The 22,007-nt window shown below is 59.9% G+C and carries 22 protein-coding genes; 10 read left to right on the forward strand and 12 right to left on the reverse strand.

Annotated features, from left to right (window positions below):
• Positions 1-295 precede the first annotated feature (295 nt).
• The 5 genes from rplS to ffh form a co-directional block, all read right to left on the reverse strand.
• Positions 296-646: a 50S ribosomal protein L19 gene (rplS, locus tag LOY36_RS23090; RefSeq protein WP_003175895.1), complete on the reverse strand. Its 351-nt coding sequence runs from the start codon at positions 644-646 to the stop codon at positions 296-298.
• A 45-nt stretch (positions 647-691) separates the two neighbouring features.
• Positions 692-1,465, reverse strand: coding sequence for a tRNA (guanosine(37)-N1)-methyltransferase TrmD (trmD, locus tag LOY36_RS23095; protein ID WP_172901170.1), 774 nt, complete (start codon positions 1,463-1,465; stop codon positions 692-694).
• Positions 1,447-1,983 carry a ribosome maturation factor RimM gene (gene rimM / locus LOY36_RS23100; RefSeq protein WP_086944744.1) on the reverse strand — a complete coding sequence of 179 codons (537 nt, stop codon included), beginning with the start codon at positions 1,981-1,983 and terminating at the stop codon, positions 1,447-1,449. Before rimM ends, trmD begins: the two co-directional genes overlap by 19 nt.
• Positions 1,984-1,988: 5 nt before the next feature.
• The gene (gene rpsP, locus LOY36_RS23105) at positions 1,989-2,240 is read right to left on the reverse strand and encodes a 30S ribosomal protein S16 (protein ID WP_003198088.1); all 252 of its coding nucleotides are present in this window, start codon (positions 2,238-2,240) and stop codon (positions 1,989-1,991) included.
• Positions 2,241-2,490: 250 nt separating this feature from the next.
• Positions 2,491-3,867 carry a signal recognition particle protein gene (gene ffh, locus LOY36_RS23110; protein WP_007941401.1) on the reverse strand — a complete coding sequence of 459 codons (1,377 nt, stop codon included), beginning with the start codon at positions 3,865-3,867 and terminating at the stop codon, positions 2,491-2,493.
• Between the two features lie 210 nt (positions 3,868-4,077).
• On the opposite strand from ffh, the gene LOY36_RS23115 reads away from it, so the two are divergent.
• The 3 genes from LOY36_RS23115 to LOY36_RS23125 all read left to right on the forward strand — a co-directional run bounded on the left by LOY36_RS23115 (position 4,078) and on the right by LOY36_RS23125 (position 7,797).
• Positions 4,078-4,890 (forward strand): inner membrane protein YpjD, encoded by an 813-nt coding sequence (locus LOY36_RS23115; protein ID WP_019647764.1) that lies wholly within the window; start codon positions 4,078-4,080, stop codon positions 4,888-4,890.
• Positions 4,891-4,902: 12 nt separating this feature from the next.
• Positions 4,903-6,135, forward strand: a complete 1,233-nt coding sequence (locus tag LOY36_RS23120; RefSeq protein WP_258671081.1) for a transporter associated domain-containing protein — start codon at positions 4,903-4,905, stop codon at positions 6,133-6,135.
• 345 nt (positions 6,136-6,480) lie between these two features.
• On the forward strand, positions 6,481-7,797 hold the full coding sequence (locus LOY36_RS23125) for an MFS transporter (protein ID WP_258671082.1): 1,317 nt from the start codon (positions 6,481-6,483) through the stop codon (positions 7,795-7,797).
• Between the two features lie 42 nt (positions 7,798-7,839).
• Here LOY36_RS23125 and purT read toward each other — a convergent pair whose 3' ends face one another.
• The 5 genes from purT to LOY36_RS23150 form a co-directional block, all read right to left on the reverse strand.
• Positions 7,840-9,021 (reverse strand): formate-dependent phosphoribosylglycinamide formyltransferase, encoded by a 1,182-nt coding sequence (gene purT, locus LOY36_RS23130; protein WP_258671083.1) that lies wholly within the window; start codon positions 9,019-9,021, stop codon positions 7,840-7,842.
• A 90-nt stretch (positions 9,022-9,111) separates the two neighbouring features.
• The gene (locus LOY36_RS23135) at positions 9,112-9,579 is read right to left on the reverse strand and encodes a VUT family protein (RefSeq protein ID WP_018927079.1); all 468 of its coding nucleotides are present in this window, start codon (positions 9,577-9,579) and stop codon (positions 9,112-9,114) included.
• A 211-nt stretch (positions 9,580-9,790) separates the two neighbouring features.
• Positions 9,791-10,012 (reverse strand): DUF1289 domain-containing protein, encoded by a 222-nt coding sequence (locus tag LOY36_RS23140; RefSeq protein WP_105340210.1) that lies wholly within the window; start codon positions 10,010-10,012, stop codon positions 9,791-9,793.
• Complete coding sequence (locus LOY36_RS23145) at positions 10,009-10,533, reverse strand: gamma carbonic anhydrase family protein (protein WP_007936184.1); 525 nt, start codon at positions 10,531-10,533, stop codon at positions 10,009-10,011. The genes LOY36_RS23140 and LOY36_RS23145 overlap by 4 nt, the downstream gene beginning before the upstream one ends.
• Before the next feature lie 68 nt (positions 10,534-10,601).
• Positions 10,602-11,201: a CoA pyrophosphatase gene (locus tag LOY36_RS23150; RefSeq protein WP_018927081.1), complete on the reverse strand. Its 600-nt coding sequence runs from the start codon at positions 11,199-11,201 to the stop codon at positions 10,602-10,604.
• 146 nt (positions 11,202-11,347) lie between these two features.
• Between LOY36_RS23150 and LOY36_RS23155 the strand changes: the two genes are divergently transcribed.
• From LOY36_RS23155 to nagE, 7 genes are all read left to right on the forward strand, one after another.
• Entirely contained in the window at positions 11,348-11,899 is a 552-nt protein-coding gene (locus LOY36_RS23155) for an NUDIX hydrolase (protein ID WP_019647760.1), read from the forward strand.
• A gap of 66 nt (positions 11,900-11,965) precedes the next feature.
• Positions 11,966-12,469, forward strand: coding sequence for a murein L,D-transpeptidase family protein (locus LOY36_RS23160; RefSeq protein ID WP_019647759.1), 504 nt, complete (start codon positions 11,966-11,968; stop codon positions 12,467-12,469).
• Between the two features lie 473 nt (positions 12,470-12,942).
• A complete protein-coding gene (locus LOY36_RS23165; protein ID WP_258671084.1) occupies positions 12,943-13,674 on the forward strand; it encodes a GntR family transcriptional regulator in 732 nt (243 codons plus the stop codon).
• Between the two features lie 51 nt (positions 13,675-13,725).
• The gene (gene nagA / locus LOY36_RS23170; protein WP_258671085.1) at positions 13,726-14,832 is read left to right on the forward strand and encodes an N-acetylglucosamine-6-phosphate deacetylase; all 1,107 of its coding nucleotides are present in this window, start codon (positions 13,726-13,728) and stop codon (positions 14,830-14,832) included.
• A complete protein-coding gene (locus tag LOY36_RS23175; RefSeq protein WP_258674213.1) occupies positions 14,825-15,835 on the forward strand; it encodes an SIS domain-containing protein in 1,011 nt (336 codons plus the stop codon). Before nagA ends, LOY36_RS23175 begins: the two co-directional genes overlap by 8 nt.
• Before the next feature lie 261 nt (positions 15,836-16,096).
• Positions 16,097-18,613 carry a phosphoenolpyruvate--protein phosphotransferase gene (gene ptsP / locus LOY36_RS23180; RefSeq protein WP_258671086.1) on the forward strand — a complete coding sequence of 839 codons (2,517 nt, stop codon included), beginning with the start codon at positions 16,097-16,099 and terminating at the stop codon, positions 18,611-18,613.
• Between the two features lie 32 nt (positions 18,614-18,645).
• On the forward strand, positions 18,646-20,361 hold the full coding sequence (gene nagE, locus LOY36_RS23185) for an N-acetylglucosamine-specific PTS transporter subunit IIBC (RefSeq protein ID WP_258671087.1): 1,716 nt from the start codon (positions 18,646-18,648) through the stop codon (positions 20,359-20,361).
• Between the two features lie 93 nt (positions 20,362-20,454).
• Here nagE and LOY36_RS23190 read toward each other — a convergent pair whose 3' ends face one another.
• Positions 20,455-20,868 carry a DUF6124 family protein gene (locus LOY36_RS23190; protein WP_258671088.1) on the reverse strand — a complete coding sequence of 138 codons (414 nt, stop codon included), beginning with the start codon at positions 20,866-20,868 and terminating at the stop codon, positions 20,455-20,457.
• A gap of 819 nt (positions 20,869-21,687) precedes the next feature.
• The gene (locus tag LOY36_RS23195; RefSeq protein WP_019581076.1) at positions 21,688-21,999 is read right to left on the reverse strand and encodes a YqfO family protein; all 312 of its coding nucleotides are present in this window, start codon (positions 21,997-21,999) and stop codon (positions 21,688-21,690) included.
• Positions 22,000-22,007: the final 8 nt, after the last annotated feature.

Here is a 22,007-nt window from a genome sequence, read left to right on the forward strand (position 1 = left end):
ATGTAGCAGCTGGCGCAGCCTGCGTTCGGCTGCGCAGCAGTCGCAAAATCAGAGATTGCGGTACGCCAGACAGACCGCATTAGCCGGATTCACGACTGCTTCGCAGCCGGACACTGCCTCGCTGGAGCTCGACAGCTGCTACAACCGAACGCAGCCTTCGGCAGCTGCTACAGGAAGCGCGCCGCAGTTTTTTTATATGCAGCCATAACGAAAAATGCCCCGCATCTTTCGATACGGGGCATTTTCTTGAAAAGCCAACCTGAGCAGGCCAGCTTTTCGGCATCGGAAGCTGGACTTAAGCCAGTTTTTCCTTGATGCGAGCTGCTTTACCGGACAGGTCACGCAGGTAGTACAGCTTGGCCTTACGTACATCACCGCGACGCTTGACAGCCATGCTGTCGATTTGCGGGCTGTAGGTCTGGAAAGTACGCTCTACGCCAACACCGTTGGAGATTTTACGAACGGTGAAAGCACTGTTTACGCCGCGGTTACGCTTGGCGATAACTACGCCTTCGAACGCTTGCAGACGCGAACGATCGCCTTCCTTCACTTTCACCTGAACGACAATGGTGTCGCCCGGGGCAAAGGTAGGGATCTCTTTAGTCATCTGCTCTGCTTCGAGTGCAAGGATGATTTTGTTAGTCATGCTGTGCTCCTAAGGTAAATCGTCGGATCTACCATCGATACGTTGTTAACTATCGTCCCGCTCGCGGATGTATTCCTCGAGCAGCTTCTTCTCTTCTCCAGAAAGCGAGCGGCTTTCCAGAAGATCGGCGCGTCGTTCATAGGTCCGACCAAGGGACTGCTGTAAACGCCAACGCCGGATGTGCGCGTGATTGCCACTTAGCAATACGTCGGGAACACGCTGATCCGCATACACCTCCGGTCGGGTGTAGTGCGGGCAATCCAGCAAACCATCCGTAAAGGAATCTTCCTCAGCGGAGTCCGCATGCCCTAAAGCTCCAGGCAGCAGTCGTGTAACCGCATCGATCAGGACCATCGCCGGCAGCTCGCCGCCAGACAGTACATAGTCGCCAATCGACCACTCTTCATCGACATGAGCATCAATAAAACGCTCGTCAATGCCTTCATAGCGGCCGGCAATCAGGATCAATGCATCCAGATTCGCCAACTCGCGCACCGCCGACTGTGTCAGTTGACGGCCTTGGGGGGACAGGTAAATTACCTTCGCCGCCTCCCCGGCTGCTGCCTTGGCCTGAACCAGAGCATCTTCCAGGGGCTTGATCTTCATCACCATGCCCGGACCACCGCCAAATGGGCGATCATCCACAGTGTGATGTCGATCCGTCGTGTAGTCTCGCGGATTCCAACAGGTAAGCTGCAACAACCCCTGTTTCACCGCCCGACTGGTGATGCCGTACTCGCTGATGGCGGAGAACATCTCGGGAAACAAACTGATCACTTCTACGCGCAGGTTAGCCACGTTTAGAAGTCCGCATCCCATTCCACCTTCATCTCGCCCGCTGCCAGATCGACGGCCAACACGCATTGCTCGGTATACGGCAACAGGCGTTCGCGATCATCCAGGCTGCCAGCGCAAGGCTTGACCACCATTACATCATTGGCGCCGGTTTCCAGAAGATGATCGATTTTCCCGAACAATTGCCCGTGAGTATCGATGACCTTCAGACCTTCCAGCTGGTACCAGTAGTACTCGCCATCGGTCAATTCAGGGAACAGGTTGCGCGGCACGCAGATCTCATAACCAGCCAGAAGACGAGCTTCTTCACGATCATCAAGACCCTTGAGCTTTGCGACCAGGAACTTGTCGTTCCCGCGTCCGCTGACCAGCTCGACCTGTTTTACGCTGCCTTCGCGCCTGAGCGTCCAGGTTTTGTAGTCCAACAGGTTTTTAATCGGATCAGTAAAGGAATACACCTTCACTTCGCCGCGAACGCCGTGAACAGAATAAATCTTGCCGATAACGATCAAATCATCAGCAACAGCTGGCGTCGCGTTCATATTGCTCAGGCCGCAGCCTTAGCAGATTCCTTCAACAACTGAGCAACGCGCTCAGAAGGCTGTGCACCAACGCTCAGCCAGTAGGCTACGCGCTCTTGGTTCACGGACAGACGAACTTCTTGACCACGAGCAACAGGGTTGAAGAAACCAACCTGTTCCTTGTGCGAACCGTCACGCGGGTTGCGGCTGTCGGTTACGGTCAAGTGGTAAAACGGGCGCTTTTTGGAGCCGCCAAGGGCAAGACGGATTGTTAGCATGTGAACATCGTTCCTGTAGTCGGTGCTGCAAATCTAAATGCACAGCGGGCATAGGTGCCCGAAAGGCCGCATATTCTAAGGAATATCCGGACTTTTGCAAATGTCTTTTTCCGGCGCCTATCGGCGTGCCATCCAGATTTGCTATAGAGCCATCGTTGAAGATGGCCAGTCAGCTCCCGCCAAGTGCGGGTTTGCTGGAGATCCCACGTCCGTGTGGGTCGGCGCAGGAGCAAGCTCCTGCGCGAATTCTTTACATCTTGGGCATGCCGCCGCCGGGCAACATACCGCCCATGCCGCGCATCATTTTGGCCATTCCGCCTTTCGCGGAGAATTTCTTCATCATCTTCTGCATCTGCTTGTGCTGCTTGATCAAGCGACCGATGTCCTGCACCTGGGTGCCGGAACCCATGGCGATCCGGCGCTTGCGCGAACCACTGATCAGCTCAGGGTCGCGGCGCTCGGCCGGGGTCATGGAATTGATGATGGCTTCCATCTGCTTGAATTGCTTCTCTGCCGCGCCCTGGGCATTGCCCATCTGCGCCAGGTTCACACCGCCGATATTCGGCAGCTTGTCCATGAGGCCGCCGAGACCGCCCATGTTCTTCATCTGCTGCAGCTGATCGCGGAAGTCTTCGAGATCGAAACCCTTGCCCTTCTTCAGCTTCTTGGCCAGTTTGTCGGCCTTGTCCTTGTCGAGGGTCGCTTCGGCCTGTTCGATCAGGCTGAGCACGTCGCCCATGCCGAGGATGCGCGAGGCGATACGCTCAGGATGGAACGGTTCGAGCGCTTCGCTCTTCTCGCCCATACCGATGAACTTGATCGGCTTGCCGGTAATGGCACGTACCGACAGTGCGGCACCGCCACGGGCATCACCGTCGACCTTGGTCAGGATCACACCGGTCAGCGGCAATGCATCACCGAAGGCCTTGGCCGTGTTGGCGGCGTCCTGGCCGGTCATGGCATCGACCACGAACAGGGTTTCGACCGGATTGATCGCGGCGTGCAGCGCCTTGATCTCGCCCATCATCTCTTCGTCGATGTGCAAACGACCGGCGGTGTCGACAATGACCACGTCGATGAATTTCAGCTTGGCTTCTTTAATAGCCGCTTGCGCGATATCGACCGGCTTCTGGCTCAGGTCGGACGGGAAGAACGTCACGCCGATGTCGTTGGCCAGGGTTTCCAGCTGCTTGATCGCCGCCGGACGGTAAACGTCCGCGGACACGACCATGACCGACTTCTTCTTGCGCTCTTTAAGGAAGCGCGCCAGTTTGCCGGCGGTGGTGGTTTTACCCGCACCCTGCAAACCGGCCATCAGAACCACGGCCGGTGGAACGGCGCTCAGGTTCAAATCTTCGTTGGCCGCGCCCATCAGGCTTTCGAGTTCGGCCTGGACGATCTTCACGAAGGCCTGGCCCGGCGTCAGGCTGCGCGACACCTCGGTGCCGACAGCGCGTTCCTTGACCGAATTGACGAAGTCTTTGACCACCGGCAAGGCGACGTCGGCCTCGAGCAACGCCATGCGCACTTCACGCAGGGTGTCTTTGATGTTGTCTTCGGTCAGCTTGGCCTTGCCGGTGACATGGCGCAGCGTCTGCGAGAGACGGTCGGTTAAGTTTTCAAACATTGCGCGATCCTTTCAGGCCCTGTGTAGACCGGGATAATGGCGGCCCAGACCGGAATCAACATGTGCTCGGCGAGCCTGCGGCGTGGGCAGGTCGCGGATTATAGCGAAGACTGCGTCTGGCGGACACCTCGCCGTCAGCTTGCATAGTCTTTCGTGCCGTATGGGTTCTATGCCAAACTCAACGCCTTTCGGGCCTGCCTAACAGGATTTATGCTCCCCTTGTCACCCAGTTTGCTTACTACTCTCGCCGCCGCCTGCTTATATGCCGCTGCGACCTTCTATCAAGGCACTCGTCTGGCCTCCGGCGCCAAGGCGAACAAACGCCTGTTGGTCACGCTCGGCGTACTGGCCGTGCTGGCCCACAGTGCCAGCCTGATCAGCTATCTGCTGACTCCGGTCGGCCTGGCCCTGGACTTTTTCAGCGCCGCCAGCCTGATTGCCGCAGCGGTCATCGCCCTGACCTTGCTGGCCTGTTCACGGATTCCGGTGGAAAACCTGCTTATATTGCTGTTCCCGCTGGGCGCCGCAACCGCGCTGCTGGCACAGTTCGCCCCCGCTGGCACGGTGCAGATCATTGACGAAGAGCCAGGCATTCTCGCCCACATCCTCTTGTCGATTCTCGCTTACGGCATGTTCACCATCGCGGTGTTCCAGGCCTTGCTGCTGCTGGTTCAGGACCATCAGCTCAAGCACAAGCATCCGTCTGGGCTGATCAAGAACTTCCCGCCGCTGCAAACCATGGAAAGCCTGCTGTTCGGTTTCCTCTGGGCCGGCTGGAGCCTGCTGTCGCTGTCGCTGATTTCCGGCTGGCTGTTCGTCGAGAACCTGTTCGCCCAGCACCTGGTGCATAAAACCCTGCTGGCGTGCCTGGCCTGGATCGTGTTCAGCGTGCTGCTCTGGGGGCGCAACCGTCTCGGCTGGCGCGGACACAAAGCCATCCGCTGGACCCTTGCCGGTTTCTGCCTGCTGATGCTGGCGTATTTCGGCAGCAAGCTGGTCCGCGAATACATTCTGCACATCTGACGGGCGGCATTAATGGACGACTTGCCCATAGGGCCGATGCTTGCGGTGCTGGCCCTGCTGATTCTATGGTCGGGGCTGTTTACCGCCATCGAAGTTGCACAACAGCAGTTGCTGGCCCAGCGCACAGCCTCGCGCTCCAGCGACAAACCCGTGGCCAAGCTGAGTTTTCCGCTCAATAGCCTGATCCTCTGCAATACCCTCTGCCGCGCGCTGGTGGTGGTTATCAGCACCCTGCTGGCGATTTTCACCTGGGCACAAAACGGCCCGTGGATTGCCTGCCTCGGTGCCGGCGCAGTGTTGCTGGTGTTCGCCGACTACCTGCCACGCGCCCTCGCCGCCCGCTATCCGGATGCCGTCCTGGCCTTGGGCAACACACTGCTCGGCATACCGTTGAAAATCGTCTATCCCGCCGCATGGCTACTCAATGGCATCAGCCAACTTCTGATGCGGCCATTCGCCCGCAAAATCAACGTGGTGCAGCAAAGCGAAGACGAGGCACCGGCAGATCGGCACGACGATCACGAACACGCGGCCTATCGCCCACTGTCAGGTATCCACGCACTGGATAACATCACGGTCAACGATATTCTGGTGCCACGCAGCGACGTCGACGGGATCAACCTGGACGACCCCCTCGAAGAAATCATCGAGCAACTGCGCCACAACAAACGCACCCGCCTGCCGGTATTCCACAGCGACATCAACCAGGTTGAAGCGGTGCTCAACACCCGACAGATCCGTCATTTGCTGCCGGATTCAAGCCTGACCGTGGAAGCGCTGCTGGCGGCCAGTCACGAACCGTACTTCGTGCCGGAAAGCACGCCGTTGCAGCTGCAATTGCTGAACTTCCACAAGCAGCAGAGGCGCTTGGGCATGGTGGTCGACGAGTACGGGGAAGTACTGGGTATCGTGACCCTGGAAGATATTCTCGAAGAAATCGTCGGAGAGTTCGAAAGCCAGCACACCCTGGATAACCCGCACATTCACCCGCAGGCCGATGGCCGACTGGTAATTGATGGCGCAGCGTCCATCCGCGAACTGAACAAGAGCCTCGGCTGGCATTTGCCCAGCGATGGTCCGAAAACCCTCAACGGTTTGGTGACCGAGGCGTTGGAGACGATTCCGGACAGTGCGGTGTGCCTGAAGATCGGGCGATATCGGCTGGAAATTCTGGAGACGGAAGAGAATCGCGTCACACGCGTGCTGATCTGGCATACCAGTTCGGCTCCTGCGCTTATCCGTTAGTTTGCCAAAAGATCGCAGCCTCGCTTCGCTCGACAGCTCCTACAAGGGAACTCATTCCAAACTGTAGGAGCTGTCGAGCGAAGCGAGGCTGCGATCTTTTTCAATGTCCATGCCCTTGTTCGATCGTTAGCCGCCTTCCTATAATCAAGCCGGCTTACCCAAGCCTCCCGCCGACCCACGTGCTTACCCCGCATGCAGCAGGTTCCGGCCAGTTCTTCGACAACATCCGCACCACTGCGGCGACTATTCCTACCTTGAATAGCGACCGTGTCTCAACCCACATCCCTGGGTATTCGACCATAATAATTCGCTCCACTGGGGCACATGACTGTCAGGGATAACTGCATGACGACCAGCACAACGTTCAGCGACACCACGCCAGCCCAACCGACGAACTCCGCCACCCGCGTGGCTACCGCGAGTTTCATTGGCACGGCTATCGAGTTCTATGACTTCTACGTCTACGCCACTGCCGCGGCGCTAGTGATCGGCCCGGTGTTCTTTCCACAAACCTCCGGCACCGCCCAGATGCTGTCGGCGTTCCTTACCTTCGGTATCGCCTTCCTTGCACGACCATTGGGTTCGGCGCTGTTCGGCCATTTCGGTGACCGCATCGGACGCAAATCGACACTGGTTGCCTCGCTGCTGCTGATGGGTGTGTGCACCACATTGATCGGCGTGCTGCCGGGTTACGACAGCATTGGTGCCTGGGCGCCGATCCTGCTTTGCGTGCTGCGCTTCGGCCAGGGTCTGGGGCTGGGCGGTGAATGGGGCGGCGCCGCATTGCTGGCCACGGAGAACGCGCCCAAAGGCAAGCGAGCCTGGTTCGGCATGTTTCCGCAGCTCGGCCCATCGATCGGGTTTCTGGCGGCCAACGGCCTGTTCCTGACCCTGGCCATGAGCCTGAACGACGAGCAATTCCGTTCGTGGGGCTGGCGGATTCCGTTCCTGCTCAGTGCCGCACTGGTAATGGTGGGCCTGTACGTACGCCTCAAGCTCCACGAAACCCCGGTGTTCGCCAACGCCGTGGCTCGCCAGGAGCGGGTGAAGATTCCGTTGGTCGAGCTGTTCAGCCAATACTGGGCACCGATGCTGCTGGGCGCCGGGTCGATGGTGGTGTGCTATGCGCTGTTTTACATCTCGACAGTGTTTTCGCTGAGTTACGGTGTGTCGACGCTTGGCTACACCCGGGAAACCTTTCTCGCCCTGCTGTGTTTCGCGGTGCTGTTCATGGCGGCCGCAACACCGCTGTCAGCCTGGGCCAGCGACCGTTTCGGGCGTAAACCGGTGCTGATCATTGGCGGCGTGCTGGCGATTCTGTCCGGATTCTTGATGGAACCGCTGCTGACCCATGGCTCGACCTGGGGTGTGGCGCTGTTCCTGTGCATAGAACTGTTTCTGATGGGCGTGACGTTTGCGCCGATGGGCGCGCTGCTGCCGGAGCTGTTTCCGACCCACGTGCGCTATACCGGCGCATCGGCGGCTTACAACCTGGGCGGTATTGTCGGCGCCTCGGCGGCACCGTTCTTTGCGCAAAAACTGGTGGCGATGGGCGGTTTGAGTTATGTCGGCGGGTATGTGTCGGGGGCGGCGGTGCTGAGCTTGATAGCGGTGCTGTGCCTGAAGGAGACGCGCAATAACGATTTGAATCGGGTTGCCTGATAGACCGCCATCGCGGGCTTGCCCGCGATGGCCCCGCCTCGGTTACAGCTCTACGACGACAGCTTGGGACGCGCGGGTCGCCTTGGCACGAGCGGCCTCGATCGACTCATCACGCGCCAACGCCACACCCATCCGCCGCTGACCATTGACCTCAGGCTTGCCGAACAGACGCAACGCAGTATCCGGCTCGCTCAAGGCTGCACCCAGGTTGGCGAAAGCAGTCTGAGTCGACTGCCCTTCCACCAGAATGACCGCCGACGCCGATGGGCCGAACTGACGGATCAATGGAATTGGCAGGCCCAGGATCGCCCGTGCGTGCAGCGCGAACTGCGACAGGTCCTGGGAAATCAGGGTCACCAGACCGGTGTCATGCGGGCGCGGCGAGACTTCGCTGAACCACACCTGATCACCCTTGATGAACAACTCGACGCCAAACAGGCCACGACCGCCCAAGGCTTCGGTGACCGCTTTGGCAACGCGCTCGGATTCGGCCAAGGCAACCGGGCTCATAGCTTGTGGCTGCCAGGATTCCTGGTAGTCGCCCTTCTCCTGACGGTGACCGACAGGCGCGCAGAACGTAGTGCCGCCGACGTGACGCACGGTCAGCAGAGTGATTTCGTAGTCGAAGTCGATGAAGCCTTCGACGATCACGCGACCTTTACCGGCGCGGCCACCCTCTTGAGCGTAATCCCAGGCTTTCTGCACGTCATCGACGCTGCGCAGCAGGCTCTGGCCTTTACCCGAGGAACTCATGACCGGCTTGACCACGCACGGGAAGCCCAGGTCTTCGACTGCCTTGCGGTAATCCTCGAAGGTGTCGGCGAAGTGGTACGGCGATGTCGGCAGGTCCAGCTCTTCAGCGGCCAGGCGGCGGATGCCTTCGCGGTTCATGGTCAGCTGCGCGGCGCGAGCGGTCGGGATCACGGTGAAACCTTCGGATTCCAGCTCCACCAGGGTCGCGGTGGCGATGGCTTCGATTTCCGGCACGATGAAGTGCGGCTTCTCGGCTTCGATCACCGCACGCAGGGCGGCGCCGTCAAGCATGTTGATCACATGGCTGCGATGGGCGACTTGCATGGCCGGCGCATTGGCGTAGCGATCCACGGCAATCACTTCAACGCCCAGGCGTTGCAGCTCGATCACCACTTCCTTGCCCAACTCACCACAGCCACACATCAATACGCGGGTCGCGGTTGGCGACAATGGAGTTCCGATACGGGTCATCTCAGGTCCTCAAAGGAGCGGATCATCGAGGGAAGCGCGCTTCCCATGGGGAGAAAGCGCGGCATTTTACATGAACCTGAGGGTTTGGCTTCAGCTGACGACAGCCTGTTTACGCAGGCGCCATGCCATGGCCAACCAGACCACGGTGACGCCCGCGAACTTCGAACCCAGCGCAGTGAAGATCACGCCCGGTGTGAGCGCATCGATCATGCCGAAGAAGATGAAGGTGTCCAGCGGGATGCTCAGGGCCGAACTTATCCACAGGCGATCGTGCAACGGGCGCTTGGTGAGGCTGAACACCAGCCAGTCGATGCATTCGGACACGGCGAACGCCGTGGCACTGGCGAGAGCAATTGAGGGATCGGAGGTGACGTAAGACAGCCCCAGCGCCACTAGCATCGCCGCGATCGCGCCATGGCCGAAGCGGGTTTGCACCATGTCGCGCAGCACGAACACCAGGCCACCCCAGGCCGACCAGATGATGTCCAGGTGCGGGGCGGTGGAAAAGGCGTAATTGATCAGCACGACGCTGCTGATGTAGGCGATCAGGAAGAGCATGGGACGGGGAATACCTGTCAATTTTGTGCACAGGGTACTTCATCTTCAGCGCACAGATAACCTGTGGCGAGGGAGCTTGCTCCCGCTGGGGCGCGAAGCGGCCCTGAAATCTGGGGTGGGGTGGCCTGTCAGATGGAATGTATTGGTCAATTTTGGGGCTGCTTCGCAGCCCAGCGGGAGCAAGCTCCCTCGCCACAATGCACCAAACGATTCAGGAATCGGATTTGGAAGGCAACATCCAGATCAGCCCACTCGATTTCGCCCGTTCATGACACAACCCCAACACCTTGCGCCGTTCCTCGTTGTCCATCCGGCTCCAGCGGGTGATCTCTTCCACCGTGCGCTGACACCCGGTGCAAATGTCATCCTCATCCAGCGCACAAATGCTCACGCACGGCGACGGGACCGGTCGCTCACGTTCAGGGGTGCTCATTGTTCCTGCTCGACCAGATCGCGGGCATAACGCTGCGAGTTGTGCACATAGTGCGCGGCGCTGGCTTCAAGCATCTTCTTCTGCGGCTCGGTCAGCTCGCGTACCACCTTGCCCGGCGAGCCCATGACCAGCGAGCCGTCCGGAATTTCCTTGCCTTCACCGATCAGCGAGTTGGCGCCGATGATGCAGTTCTTGCCAATTTTCGCGCCGTTGAGGATCACCGCGTTGATGCCGATCAGACTGTAATCGCCCACCGTGCAGCCGTGGAGCATGGCATTGTGACCGATGGTCACGCCGGTACCGATGGTCAGCGGATAGCCCATGTCGGTGTGCATCACGGTGCCGTCCTGCACGTTGCTGTTCTTGCCGATCAGGATCAATTCGTTGTCGCCACGCAACACGGCGTTGAACCAGACGTTGGCGCCCTCTTCCAGTTTGACCTTGCCCACCAGCACGGCATTGGGTGCGACCCAGCTCTGCGGATGGGTCTCGACGCGGGCGTCGCCCAGGCGGTATTTCATCTTGTTGTCCTCACGACCAGGCTGGCTCACTAGCGAAAAGCAGGATTCACGCCATACGAGCGATGGCTTCAGGTGTTGATAAAACTCTTGGGCGGTTGATGCAGGCTGATTTTCGCGTCATAGAGCAGGTTGATCAACTCGACGATCATGATCGCCGTCAACCCCCAGATCTTGTACTCGCCATAACGATAGCTCGGCACGTACCAACTGTGGCCTTGATAGTCGATGCGGTGGGTGTGCTCGCGCGGGTCCTTGCGGAAGAATTCCAGGGGCACGCTGAACACTGCGGCGATCTCGGCATCGTTGGCCAGGTATTCGACGAAATCCGGAATCACGCCGACATAGGGCGTGACCTTGATGCCGTGCAGGGAGATCAGCGGGCTCAGTGGACCGATCACTTCGACCAGCCCCGGCGGCAGGCCGATTTCTTCTTCGGCCTCGCGCAGAGCGGTAAAGATCAGATCAGGGTCTTCAGGGTCGCGTCGACCGCCGGGAAAAGCGACTTCACCGCCATGGGTCGAGAGCCCGCTGGCGCGAAGGGTCAGGACCAGTTCAGGTTCGTCACTGCGCGTGATGGGCACCAATACCGCGGCTTCGGGGAAACGTCGGTCGGTTTCCAGCGTACGCGGTGTGTGATTGCTTACCCGGTGCAGTAGCTCGTCCAGCATGAGTCTTCTCGATCTGTGCCTTACCCTGCATCATGCACCAATCGCACCGGCCGCCCAACCCCCGAACAGCCTCATGTCGCGAAACGACAACTTGCCGACCGACACCGCTGCACGCCAAGATAGGCGCAGCATTCAGGAACCCAAGCATGAAATTTTGCAGTCAATGCGGCAACCCGGTGACCCAGCGCATTCCCGAAGGCGATTCGCGCCTGCGTTTTGTCTGCGACAGCTGTCACACCATTCATTACCAGAACCCCAATATCGTCGCCGGTTGCGTGCCGACCTGGGGTTCGAAGATATTGCTGTGCCGTCGCGCCATCGAGCCACGGCTCGGTTATTGGACCCTGCCCGCCGGTTTCATGGAAAACGGTGAGACCATCGAACAGGCCGCCATTCGCGAGACCGCCGAAGAAGCTTGCGCCCGGGTACGCAACCTGAGCATCTATACGCTGATCGATGTGCCGCACATCAGTCAGGTGCATGTGTTCTTTCGCGCTGAGCTTGTGGATCTGGATTTTCGCGCAGGCCCCGAGAGCCTGGAAGTGCAGCTGTTCGAAGAGGCCGATATTCCTTGGGGCGAACTGGCTTTCCGCACGGTGGGCCGTACATTAGAATGCTTCTTCGCTGACCGGCGGACCGAGGTCTACCCCGTGCGGTCCGAATCGATCCCGCCACTCGCTCAGCCTGCCATCATCTAAGCACTTGTTAGTAAAAAACCATCTATAAATAAAATAGTCGCGACACCTCTTAGGGATATCGTTTCAATGCGCTGGTTGCTTGCCCTGTTTTGCTTATCGTTCGTCGCAGTCTCCCAGGCTTCCGTCGCGGCCGCCCCGGACGGTAAAGTCATCGAAAAAGTTCTGGTCCTCAAATCTGCCCATCAGTTGCAGTTGATCAACGATGGCAAGCCGTTCAAAACCTATCGCATTTCATTGGGCAAACGCCCCATTGGCCCAAAACTGATGGAAGGTGATAAACGCACCCCCGAAGGCCTTTACTGGCTGGACTGGCGCAAGACCAGCGATCGTTACAACCTGGCGATGCACATCTCCTACCCCAACATCAGCGATTCCGCCCGTGCCCGGCGCGAAGGCGTCGAGCCTGGCGGCATGATCATGATCCACGGTACTCCGGACACCGAAGAGAACCCGGAAAACCTGTTCCACACGCTGGACTGGACCGACGGCTGCATCGCCATGCGCAACATGGACATGCGCGAAGTGTGGGGCCTGGTACCGGACGGCACGATGATCGAAATCCGCCCGTAAAGGGCTTTTGCGGTGGGGGAGCCTACCTGTGGCGAGGGGGCTTGCCCCCGTTGCGCTGCGAAGCAGTGCTAAAACCTGAAACTGCATCCTGTCTGGCTCACCGCGCCTGCTGATTTTGCGACTGCTTCGCAGCCGAACGGGGGCAAGCCCCCTCGCCACAGCAGCTGAGTTCGTGTTCTGGCCGCTACCTTCGGTCGGCTTCAAAAAAATAAATCAAAAGATCGCAGCCTTCGGCAGCGCCTACCGGGTAGATACCAATGCTCCCTGTAGGCGCTGCCTCAGGCTGCGATCTTTGCTTTCAAAATCCCCACCTCTAATACCACTTGAAACCAAGTCCTCTGAAGACCACCCACAAGGGCTGGTTTTGCTGCGTCCACAGCAAAGTACTGGCATTGACATGGTATTTAAGTGGTATTAGTTTCGCCGCATTACCGGGCGACAACAATCCTATATCCGCATCGGACCAAACCTACATGAACGACCTACGAGCCCTACGCCCTGACGACACCCAGCCCACGCCGCTGTACTTGCAACTGGCGCGCAATCTGGAAGCGGCAATCCACGCCGGCCAGTGGAAAGCCGAGCAGGCCATGCCGTCGGAACGCAACCTCAGCGAAATGCTGGGCATCTCCCGCGTCACCGCACGCAAAGCGCTGGAAGTGCTGTTCGAGCAAGGCCTAATCCGCCGCAACCAAGGTTCCGGCACGTTCATCACGCCACGCCTGGAACAACCGCTGTCGCGTCTCTCGGGCTTCAGCGAAATGCTCCGCCTCAAGGGTTTCGTCCCCGGCTCGCAATGGCTGGAACGGGAAATCACCCCGCCGACCCACGAAGAACTGATCCGCCTCGGTCTCTCGCCCAACGACAAGGTCGCGCGGCTCAAACGCTTGCGCAAAGCCGACGACACAGTGATGGCAATCGAGATGAGCACCCTGCCCGCGTCGATCATTCCCAAGCCCCAAGCGGTAGGCGATTCCCTCTACGAATACCTCGACGGCATTGGCAAACCGGTGGTCCGCGCCCTGCAACACATTCAGGCGATCAACGCCTCCGACGAATTCGCCGCGCTGGTGGGCATCGCCCCCGGCACCGCCATGCTGCTGATGACCCGGGTCGGCTACCTGGAAGACAACACGCCGATCGAAGTCACCGACACCTATTGCCGCAACGACTACTACGACTTCGTCGCAGAACTTCGCCGCTAGCCAAACTGCTTCGTCGTTAAGTCACGGCGCCGTTAAACCAGAGAGCTGCCCATGTCCGAAGACAACATCCTCACCGCCCACGGCTGGGTTCGTGGCCGGCTGATCCATGAGCACGGCAAGGTCGTGTCCATCGAAGGCCAGCCGTGCGATCCGGCGGACAACGACCTGCCTTACCTGCTGCCGGGTTTCATCGACCTGCACGTTCACGGCGGCGGTGGCAAAGACATCATGGAAGGCGCGCCAGCCTTCGAAACCATCACCAGAACCCACGTGCGCTTCGGCACCACGTCGCTGCTGGCGACCACCATGACCGCGCCGAGCGAAGAGATTTCCAGTGTGCTCAAAGCCGTCGGCGAGTTCTGCGAGCAGCGGCCCAAAGGCAGCGCCCGGGTACTCGGCGTGCATCTGGAGGGCCCCTACATCAACCCCGGCAAACTCGGCGCCCAACCGAATTTCGCCCACACCGCGTTGATGACCGAAGTCGAGGAATACCTGGCACTGGCGCCGATCCGGGTGATCACCATTGCCCCGGAAATCGCCGGCCACGACGGTTTGATCCGCGCCCTCAGCGCTCGCGGCGTGCGCATGCAAATCGGCCACACGCTGGGCAGTTACGAGGAAGGCGTCGCCGCGCTGGCCGCCGGCGCCAGCAGTTTCACCCACCTCTACAACGCCATGAGCCCGCTGCATCACCGCGAACCCGGCATCGTCGGCGCGGCGCTGGCCCACGCCAAATACGCCGAGCTGATTCCGGACTTGCTGCACGTGCACCCCGGTGCGATCCGCGTGGCCCTGCGTTCGATCCCGTGCCTGTATTGCGTCACCGATTCCACCGCCGCCGCCGGCATGCCCGACGGCGAATACAAGCTTGGCAGCCACACCGTGACCAAATGCCTGGGCGGAGTGCGCCTGCCCGACGGCACGCTGGCCGGCAGCACTCTGACCATGGATCAGGCTCTGCGCAATCTGGTGAAGATCGGTCTGCCGATCAGCGAAGCCTCGCAACGTCTTTCGCAATTCCCCGCCGACTACCTCGGCCTTCAAGAACGCGGGCGCCTGCAACCCAGCGCCTGGGCCGACTGCGTGCGGCTGGATCGCTCACTCACACTGACCGCCGTCATGGTCGAAGGAGAAGACATTGACTTCAAAAATGCTTGAAGAGGCGCTGTCCTCGTTCGAGGCCGTGCAAGCCCAATTGCAGCAACTCGACCCGCAGATGATCGAGATCGCCGGACGCCTGCGCCGTCAGCCGCCGCAAGTGGTGATGACCGTGGCTCGTGGCAGCTCCGACCATGCGGCGAGCTACTTCGCCTACCTGACCATGCAGCAACTGGGCATTCCGGTGGCGTCGTTGCCAATGTCGGTGGTGACCATGCAACAAGCGCCGTTGAAGGTCAGCGGCCAGGTCGCGTTCGCCTTCTCGCAGTCGGGGCAGAGCCCGGATCTGGTGAACAGCCTGCGTCTGCTACGCAAGCGCGGCGCCCTGAGCATTTCCATGGTCAATGCCGAGAACTCGCCTTTGGAAGCGGCCTGCGAATTCAGCCTGCCGCTGTGCGCCGGCACCGAAAGCAGCGTCGCCGCGACCAAGAGTTTTATTGCCACCCTCACCGCCAGCGCCCGCCTGATCGCCCACTGGAAAGAAGATGTGGAGTTGCTGGAAGCCGGCTTTGCCCTGCCGGATGGTTTGCGCGAAGCGGCGCAACAGGACTGGAGCCTGGCTATCGATACGTTGCGCAATTGCCAACGCTTGATGGTGATCGGCCGTGGCGCCGGTTTCGCCATCGCCCAAGAAGCGGCACTCAAGTTCAAGGAAACCTCGGCGATCCAGGCCGAAGCCTTCAGCAGCGCCGAAGTGCGGCACGGCCCGATGGCGTTGATCGACGAGAACTACCACCTGCTGATCTTCGCCCCGCGCGGTGCCGAGCAGGCCGGGTTGCTGAGCCTGGCCGCCGACATGCGTCAACGCGGCGCCCGCGTGCTGCTGGCCGCGCCAGATGACGTCGCCGAACGCGACCTGACCCTGACTCGTGCCGAACACCCGGCCCTGGACCCGATTCTGGCGATCCAGAGTTTCTACGTCATGGCCGCCGGCCTGGCCGTCGCCCGCGACATGAACCCGGACCAACCGCGCCATTTGAGCAAAGTGACGCGCACACATTGAAGGCGGGCGAATCCGCCGTAGGAGCTGTCGAGCGGAGCGAGGCTGCGATCTTTTGATCCTGCCTTTGAAAAGCAAAGTCAAAAGATCGCAGGCTTCGCCAGCTCCTACAAAAGCTCGGCGTACACCCTGTAGGAGCTGCCGAGTGAAACGAGGCTGCGATCTTTTGATCCTGCGTTGAACAGATCGCAGCCTCGCTCCGCTCGATAGCTCCTACAGAGGGCGAGTTGATCCGAACCGTAGTTTTATTGATGAGACCGAGCCATGCACAACAACAATAAAGAGCTGACCCTCAGCGCCCCGCTCAGCGGCCCGGTGCTCACACTCGCCAAAGTCCCGGACCCGGTGTTCGCCAGTGGCGCCATGGGCGACGGGATCGCCATCGATCCATTGAACGACACGCTGTATTCACCCTGTGAAGCGGTCGTGATCCACGTCGCCCGCACCGGTCACGCCATCACCTTGCGTGCCGATAACGGTGCCGAGTTACTGCTGCACCTGGGCCTCGATACGGTCGAGTTGCAGGGTGTCGGTTTCTCGATGCTGGTCAAGGAAGGTGCACGAGTCAGCAATGGCCAGCCGCTGCTGCGCTACGACCTGGACCAGGTCGCCCAGCAGTGCAAAAGCCTGGTCAGCCTGATGATCCTGACCAACAGCCAGGACTTTCAAGCACGACCGATTACGCTGAAATCGGTGAAGGTCGGCGATCCGTTGCTGCACGTCGTGCCGAAAGTAACCAACGGCGTGCAGATCGACATCGAGGTCGTTGGCATCGAGGTTCAAGGGCATGTTCATGTCGCCCATCGCGGTGGCTTGCACGCCCGGCCTGCGGCGCTGATCCGCCAGACCGCCCAACAGTTCAAGAGCAAATCCTGGCTGCACTTCGCCGGTAAATCGGCAGCCTGCGACAGTTTGATCGGCCTGATGGGGCTGGCTGTCGGTGAGCAGGATGAAATCCTTGTCAGCTGCCAAGGGCCGGACGCCGAAGCTGCGCTGCAAGCTTTATTGGCCGCGTTATCCACAGCCCTGGCCGAAGACAACCACGCTGCCGCATCAACACCAATAACCCAACGCAATCGCCCCGCCGAAGCGGGCGTGCTGCACGGCGTGTGCGCGGCGCCCGGCCTGGTGGGTGGGCCGTTGTTTCGTCTGAACTCGATCAGCCTGCCAATAGATGCTGGTAATCATGAGCCGAAGCAACAACGTCACGCGCTGGACACCGCGCTGACTCAAGTACGCAGCGAAATCGACGGCACACTGGCCCAAGCGAAGAAGCACAAGAACACCGATGAAGAAGCCATCTTCGCCGCGCATCTGGCGTTGCTCGAAGACCCGGCGCTGCTCGATGCGGCTCATCAATCCATCGACCAAGGCATCGCCGCGACTCACGCCTGGAGTCAATCCATCGACGTGCAATGCGAGGTGCTGCTGCAACTCGGCAGCCCGTTGCTGGCCGAACGCGCCAACGACCTGCGCGACCTCAAGCAACGGGTGCTGCGTGCCCTGCTCGGCGAAGCCTGGCATTACGACGTGCCGGCCGGCGCTATCGTCGCGGCCCATGAACTGACGCCGTCCGATTTGCTGCAACTGAGCCAGCAAGGGGTGGCAGGTTTGTGCATGGCCGAAGGTGGCGCGACGTCCCATGTGGCGATTCTCGCTCGCGGCAAAGGCTTGCCGTGCATGGTTGCACTGGGCTCGACGCTGCTCGATCAGGAGCAAGGTCAAGCGGTGGTGCTGGATGCCGACGGCGGTCGCCTCGAACTGATGCCGACTGCCGAGCGCCTGGCCGAGGTGCATCAGGCGCAACTCGATCATCAGCAACGTCGCGCGCTTCAACAGTCTCAGGCCCACGTCCCGGCAGTGACACTTGATGGTTTGCCAATCGAAGTCGCCGCCAATGTCGCGTCCAGTGCCGAGGCAGCTGATGCCCTGGCCAACGGTGCCGATGGCGTCGGTCTGCTGCGTACCGAATTCCTCTTCGTCGACCGCCAAACCGCACCGGACGAACAGGAGCAGCACGTTGCCTATCAAGCCGTGCTCGACGCCATGGGCGACAAGTCGGTGATCATCCGCACCATCGATGTCGGTGGTGATAAACAGCTCGACTATTTACCGCTCCCTGTCGAAGCGAACCCGGTGCTTGGTTTGCGCGGCATTCGTCTGGCTCAGGTGCGCCCGGAACTGCTGGATCAGCAACTGCGCGCCCTGCTGCAGGTCAGCCCGCTGTCGCGTTGCCGGATCCTGTTGCCGATGGTCACCGAAGTCGATGAGTTGCTGCACATCCGCCAGCGTCTCGACGCATTGTGCATTGAACTCAATGTGAGTGAACGCCCGCAGCTGGGCGTGATGATCGAGGTTCCGGCCGCCGCGCTGCTGGCCGAGCAACTGGCCGAGCATGCGGACTTCCTGTCCATCGGCACCAACGACTTGTCGCAATACACCCTGGCCATGGACCGCGACCACGCTGGTCTCGCCGCCCGCGTCGATGCGATGCACCCGGCGCTGCTGCGGCTGATCGCCCAGACCTGCGCCGGTGCGGCGGTGCATAACCGCTGGGTCGGGGTCTGCGGCGCCCTCGCTTCCGATCCGTTGGCCACACCGGTATTGATTGGCCTGGGGGTCAGCGAGTTGTCGGTCAGCCCGGTGCAAATCGGTGAAATCAAGGACCGCGTGCGCCACCTCGACGCCACCGAATGCCGACGCATCAGCCAGGACCTGCTCAAGCTGAGCAGCGCCGGCGCGGTGCGTCATGCCTGTCACCAGCAATGGCCTCTGAGCTGAACAACAACGATAAGAATCCAGGGAGATCCGCCATGTACCAATACTTCATCGAAGGCCTGCAGCGCCTCGGTCGCGCACTGATGCTGCCGATCGCGATCTTGCCGATTGCCGGGTTACTGCTGCGTCTGGGCGACACTGACCTGCTGGACATCGCGATCATCCACGACGCCGGCCAGGTGATTTTCGCCAACCTGGCGCTGATCTTCGCCATCGGCATCGCGGTCGGCTTTGCCAAGGACAACAACGGCACCGCAGGCCTGGCCGGTGTCATTGGTTATCTGGTGATGATCTCCACCCTCAAGGTGCTCGATTCGAGCATCAACATGGGCATGCTGGCCGGGATCATCAGCGGCCTGATGGCGGGAGCGCTGTACAACCGCTTCAAAGACATCAAGCTGCCGGAATACCTGGCGTTCTTCGGCGGGCGGCGTTTCGTGCCGATTGTCACCGGGTTCGCGGCGGTTGGCCTCGGCGTGGTGTTCGGCTACATCTGGCCGCCAATCCAGCATGGCATCAACGGCTTCGGCACGTTGATGATGGAGAGCGGCAGCTTCGGTGCGTTCATCTTCGGCGTGTTCAACCGCTTGCTGATCGTCACCGGCCTGCACCACATCCTCAACAACATGGCGTGGTTCGTGTTCGGCAACTTCACCGACCCGACCACGGGCGCACTGGTGACCGGCGACCTGTCACGCTACTTTGCCGGCGACCCGAAAGGCGGCCAGTTCATGACCGGCATGTTCCCGATGATGATCTTCGGCCTGCCCGCCGCGTGCCTGGCGATGTACCGCAACGCCCTGCCGGAACGGCGCAAAGTCATGGGCGGGATTTTCCTGTCCATGGCCCTGACCTCGTTTTTGACCGGCGTCACCGAACCGATCGAATTCGCCTTCATGTTCCTCGCACCGCTGCTGTTTTTACTGCACGCGTTGCTGACGGGGCTGTCGATGGCCGTCACCAACCTGCTGAACATTCACCTGGGGTTTACCTTTTCCGGCGGTTTCATCGACATGATTCTGGGCTGGGGTGAATCCACCAACGGCTGGCGCGTACTTCCCGTGGGTCTGGCGTATGCAGTGATCTACTACGTGGTGTTTGATTTCTGTATCCGCCGCTTCAACCTCAAGACGCCGGGGCGTGAGGATGTTCCGGCTGGCGACAAAGTTGTGGTCGCCGAGAATGAGCGCGCCGGTGCATATATCAAGGCGCTGGGCGGTGCGGAGAATTTGATCACGGTGGGTGCGTGTACGACACGGTTGCGGTTGGACATGGTTGATCGCAACAAGGCCTCGGATGCGGACTTGAAAGCATTGGGTGCGATGGCGGTAGTGCGTCCGGGCAAGGGCGGCAGTTTGCAGGTGGTGGTCGGGCCGATGGCGGACAGCATCGCCGATGAGATCCGCTTGGCGCTGCCTGCTTTGGGTCGCGCGGTTATCGCCTCCCCTGCCGTTGATATCGATGAGCCAAAACCTGTGGCAGTAACGAACACTGAAGCCCAGCAATGGTTGAAGGCGCTGGGCGGCGGCGAGAATGTGCTGCAGATGGACTGCATCGCCATGACCCGGATTCGGTTGCAGCTGGCGGATGGCACGGGGTTGTCGGAAGGCCAGTTGAAAACGCTTGGTTGCCAGGGTGTCAGCCAACTTGAGGACGGCATTTGGCATCTGTTGATTGGTGAGAAGGCAGCGAGTTTGAGTGGTGCGTTGGAAGCGTTGGTTAATCGCAGTGAGGTGAGTGCCAGGGTTTAGATCGTTGGTGGCTGCCCGAGAAGAGGCCCGCACTCCCAATGAAAATCTCAAAGCCCGCTGACCGTCACTGGTCCAGCGGGCTTTTTCATTGTGCTACCCCTGCGGATCGATCTGATCCAGCACCCGGTTCACCGACAACTCCGCCAACGAAATCATCTGCTGAATGCCCAAGGCCAGATTGCACGCTGGGCCGGTGAGATCGAACGCCAACTCACTGGCCATGACATTCGCCGAAGCCAGGGTTTCACAGGCATGGGCCAACAGGGTTTCTGAATCTACGTTGGGCGCGACGACGAAGATCGTACTTGGACGCTGCTCGGCTTTGACCTTCTTCTGGGAAGGTGGCGCGAGATAGTGATCGAGTGCACGGATTGCGGCATCGTGGAGTTTTTTGGAATTGAGGCAGGTGTAGGGGGAAACGGATTCGTTTTCCAAGTTTGTTTCTAAATCTGTTTCTAAATCTGTTTCTACGTCTGTTTCTGGAGGATTTGGGCTGTCTTTGATCATTGTGAAACTCCTAACAAAAAGTTGGAGCTACCAGCATCACTTGCAGATGATGGGTGGCAGCTGTGCGCGGGTCTGCAAGACCGAGTCGTTAGGCAACCTCGGCAGACCCGAAGATCTCCCGCACACAGCCACCATAAATCGATGACCGTTGATTTAAGCGCCACGATTATAGGTGCGCTTAAAGGTGCCTAACAAACTATCGGCGGGCTTGCAGTCCCGATCGCTGAATTGGCAGCGACATCCAAAGGTTAGAGAGCCCACTTCCGACGGACAACCTGAAAGACTTGTGGGAAGGTTCTGACGTTTTTACAGATCAATAAACATCATTGCCTGTAAGACCGCCATCGCGGGCAAGCCCGCTCCCACAGTGGAGCGGCGTACACCCACCAAACTACAGGCCGAGCGTTAGCTCGCCTGCCGCTTTTGATCTTGATTCACCCGCCCCTTCGGGAGGCTGAGCGCAGGTGTTCATCTGGGGATTGGCGCGCAGCGCCGTTCGACGCAGTCGAACACATCGCATGTAGGTTGAAGCGAAGCCAACCGTAGGGCGATGCCCCCAGATGGATACCGGAGCGAAGGAACGCCGAGCCTTAGCGAGGGGCCGGACGCTCGGGGCGAAGACCTTTGCTTCCTTTGGGGCGTTTGCCAAAGGGAGTCGCCGTAAGGGCGAAACTATAAGCAGCCGTTACCACAGCAATGGATATGTACTCAATCAACAAGAACCTGGTCGGCTCTAAGGCCGCCACGCCCTAAATCGCAGCCAATAAAAAACCCGCTGAAATCACTTCAGCGGGTTTCTCATTTCAGCGGCCAGGAAGATCAGAAATCCTCCAACCGCCATACCTCATAAGCCGGCGTCTCATAGGGATGACTCTCTTTCAGAGCCACCACCACCGCCCGAATCAACTCATCGCTGACCACCAGCTCAACCTTCCACTCCTCAACCTGCTCGACCTGCCCAGCCTCACCCATGAACGGCTGACTGCCCTCCAGTGGACGAAACTGGCCCAAGCCAAACACTTGCCATGCACAGTGGTCATAAGCCCCGATCCGCCCGCCACCGGCGGCGAATACAGCGCTTTTGACCACTTCGACATGACTGGCCGGAACAAAAAAGCAGAGCTTGTACACGGCAATCA

The sequence above is a fragment of the Pseudomonas sp. B21-019 genome (assembly GCF_024749225.1).
Classification (GTDB): domain Bacteria; phylum Pseudomonadota; class Gammaproteobacteria; order Pseudomonadales; family Pseudomonadaceae; genus Aquipseudomonas.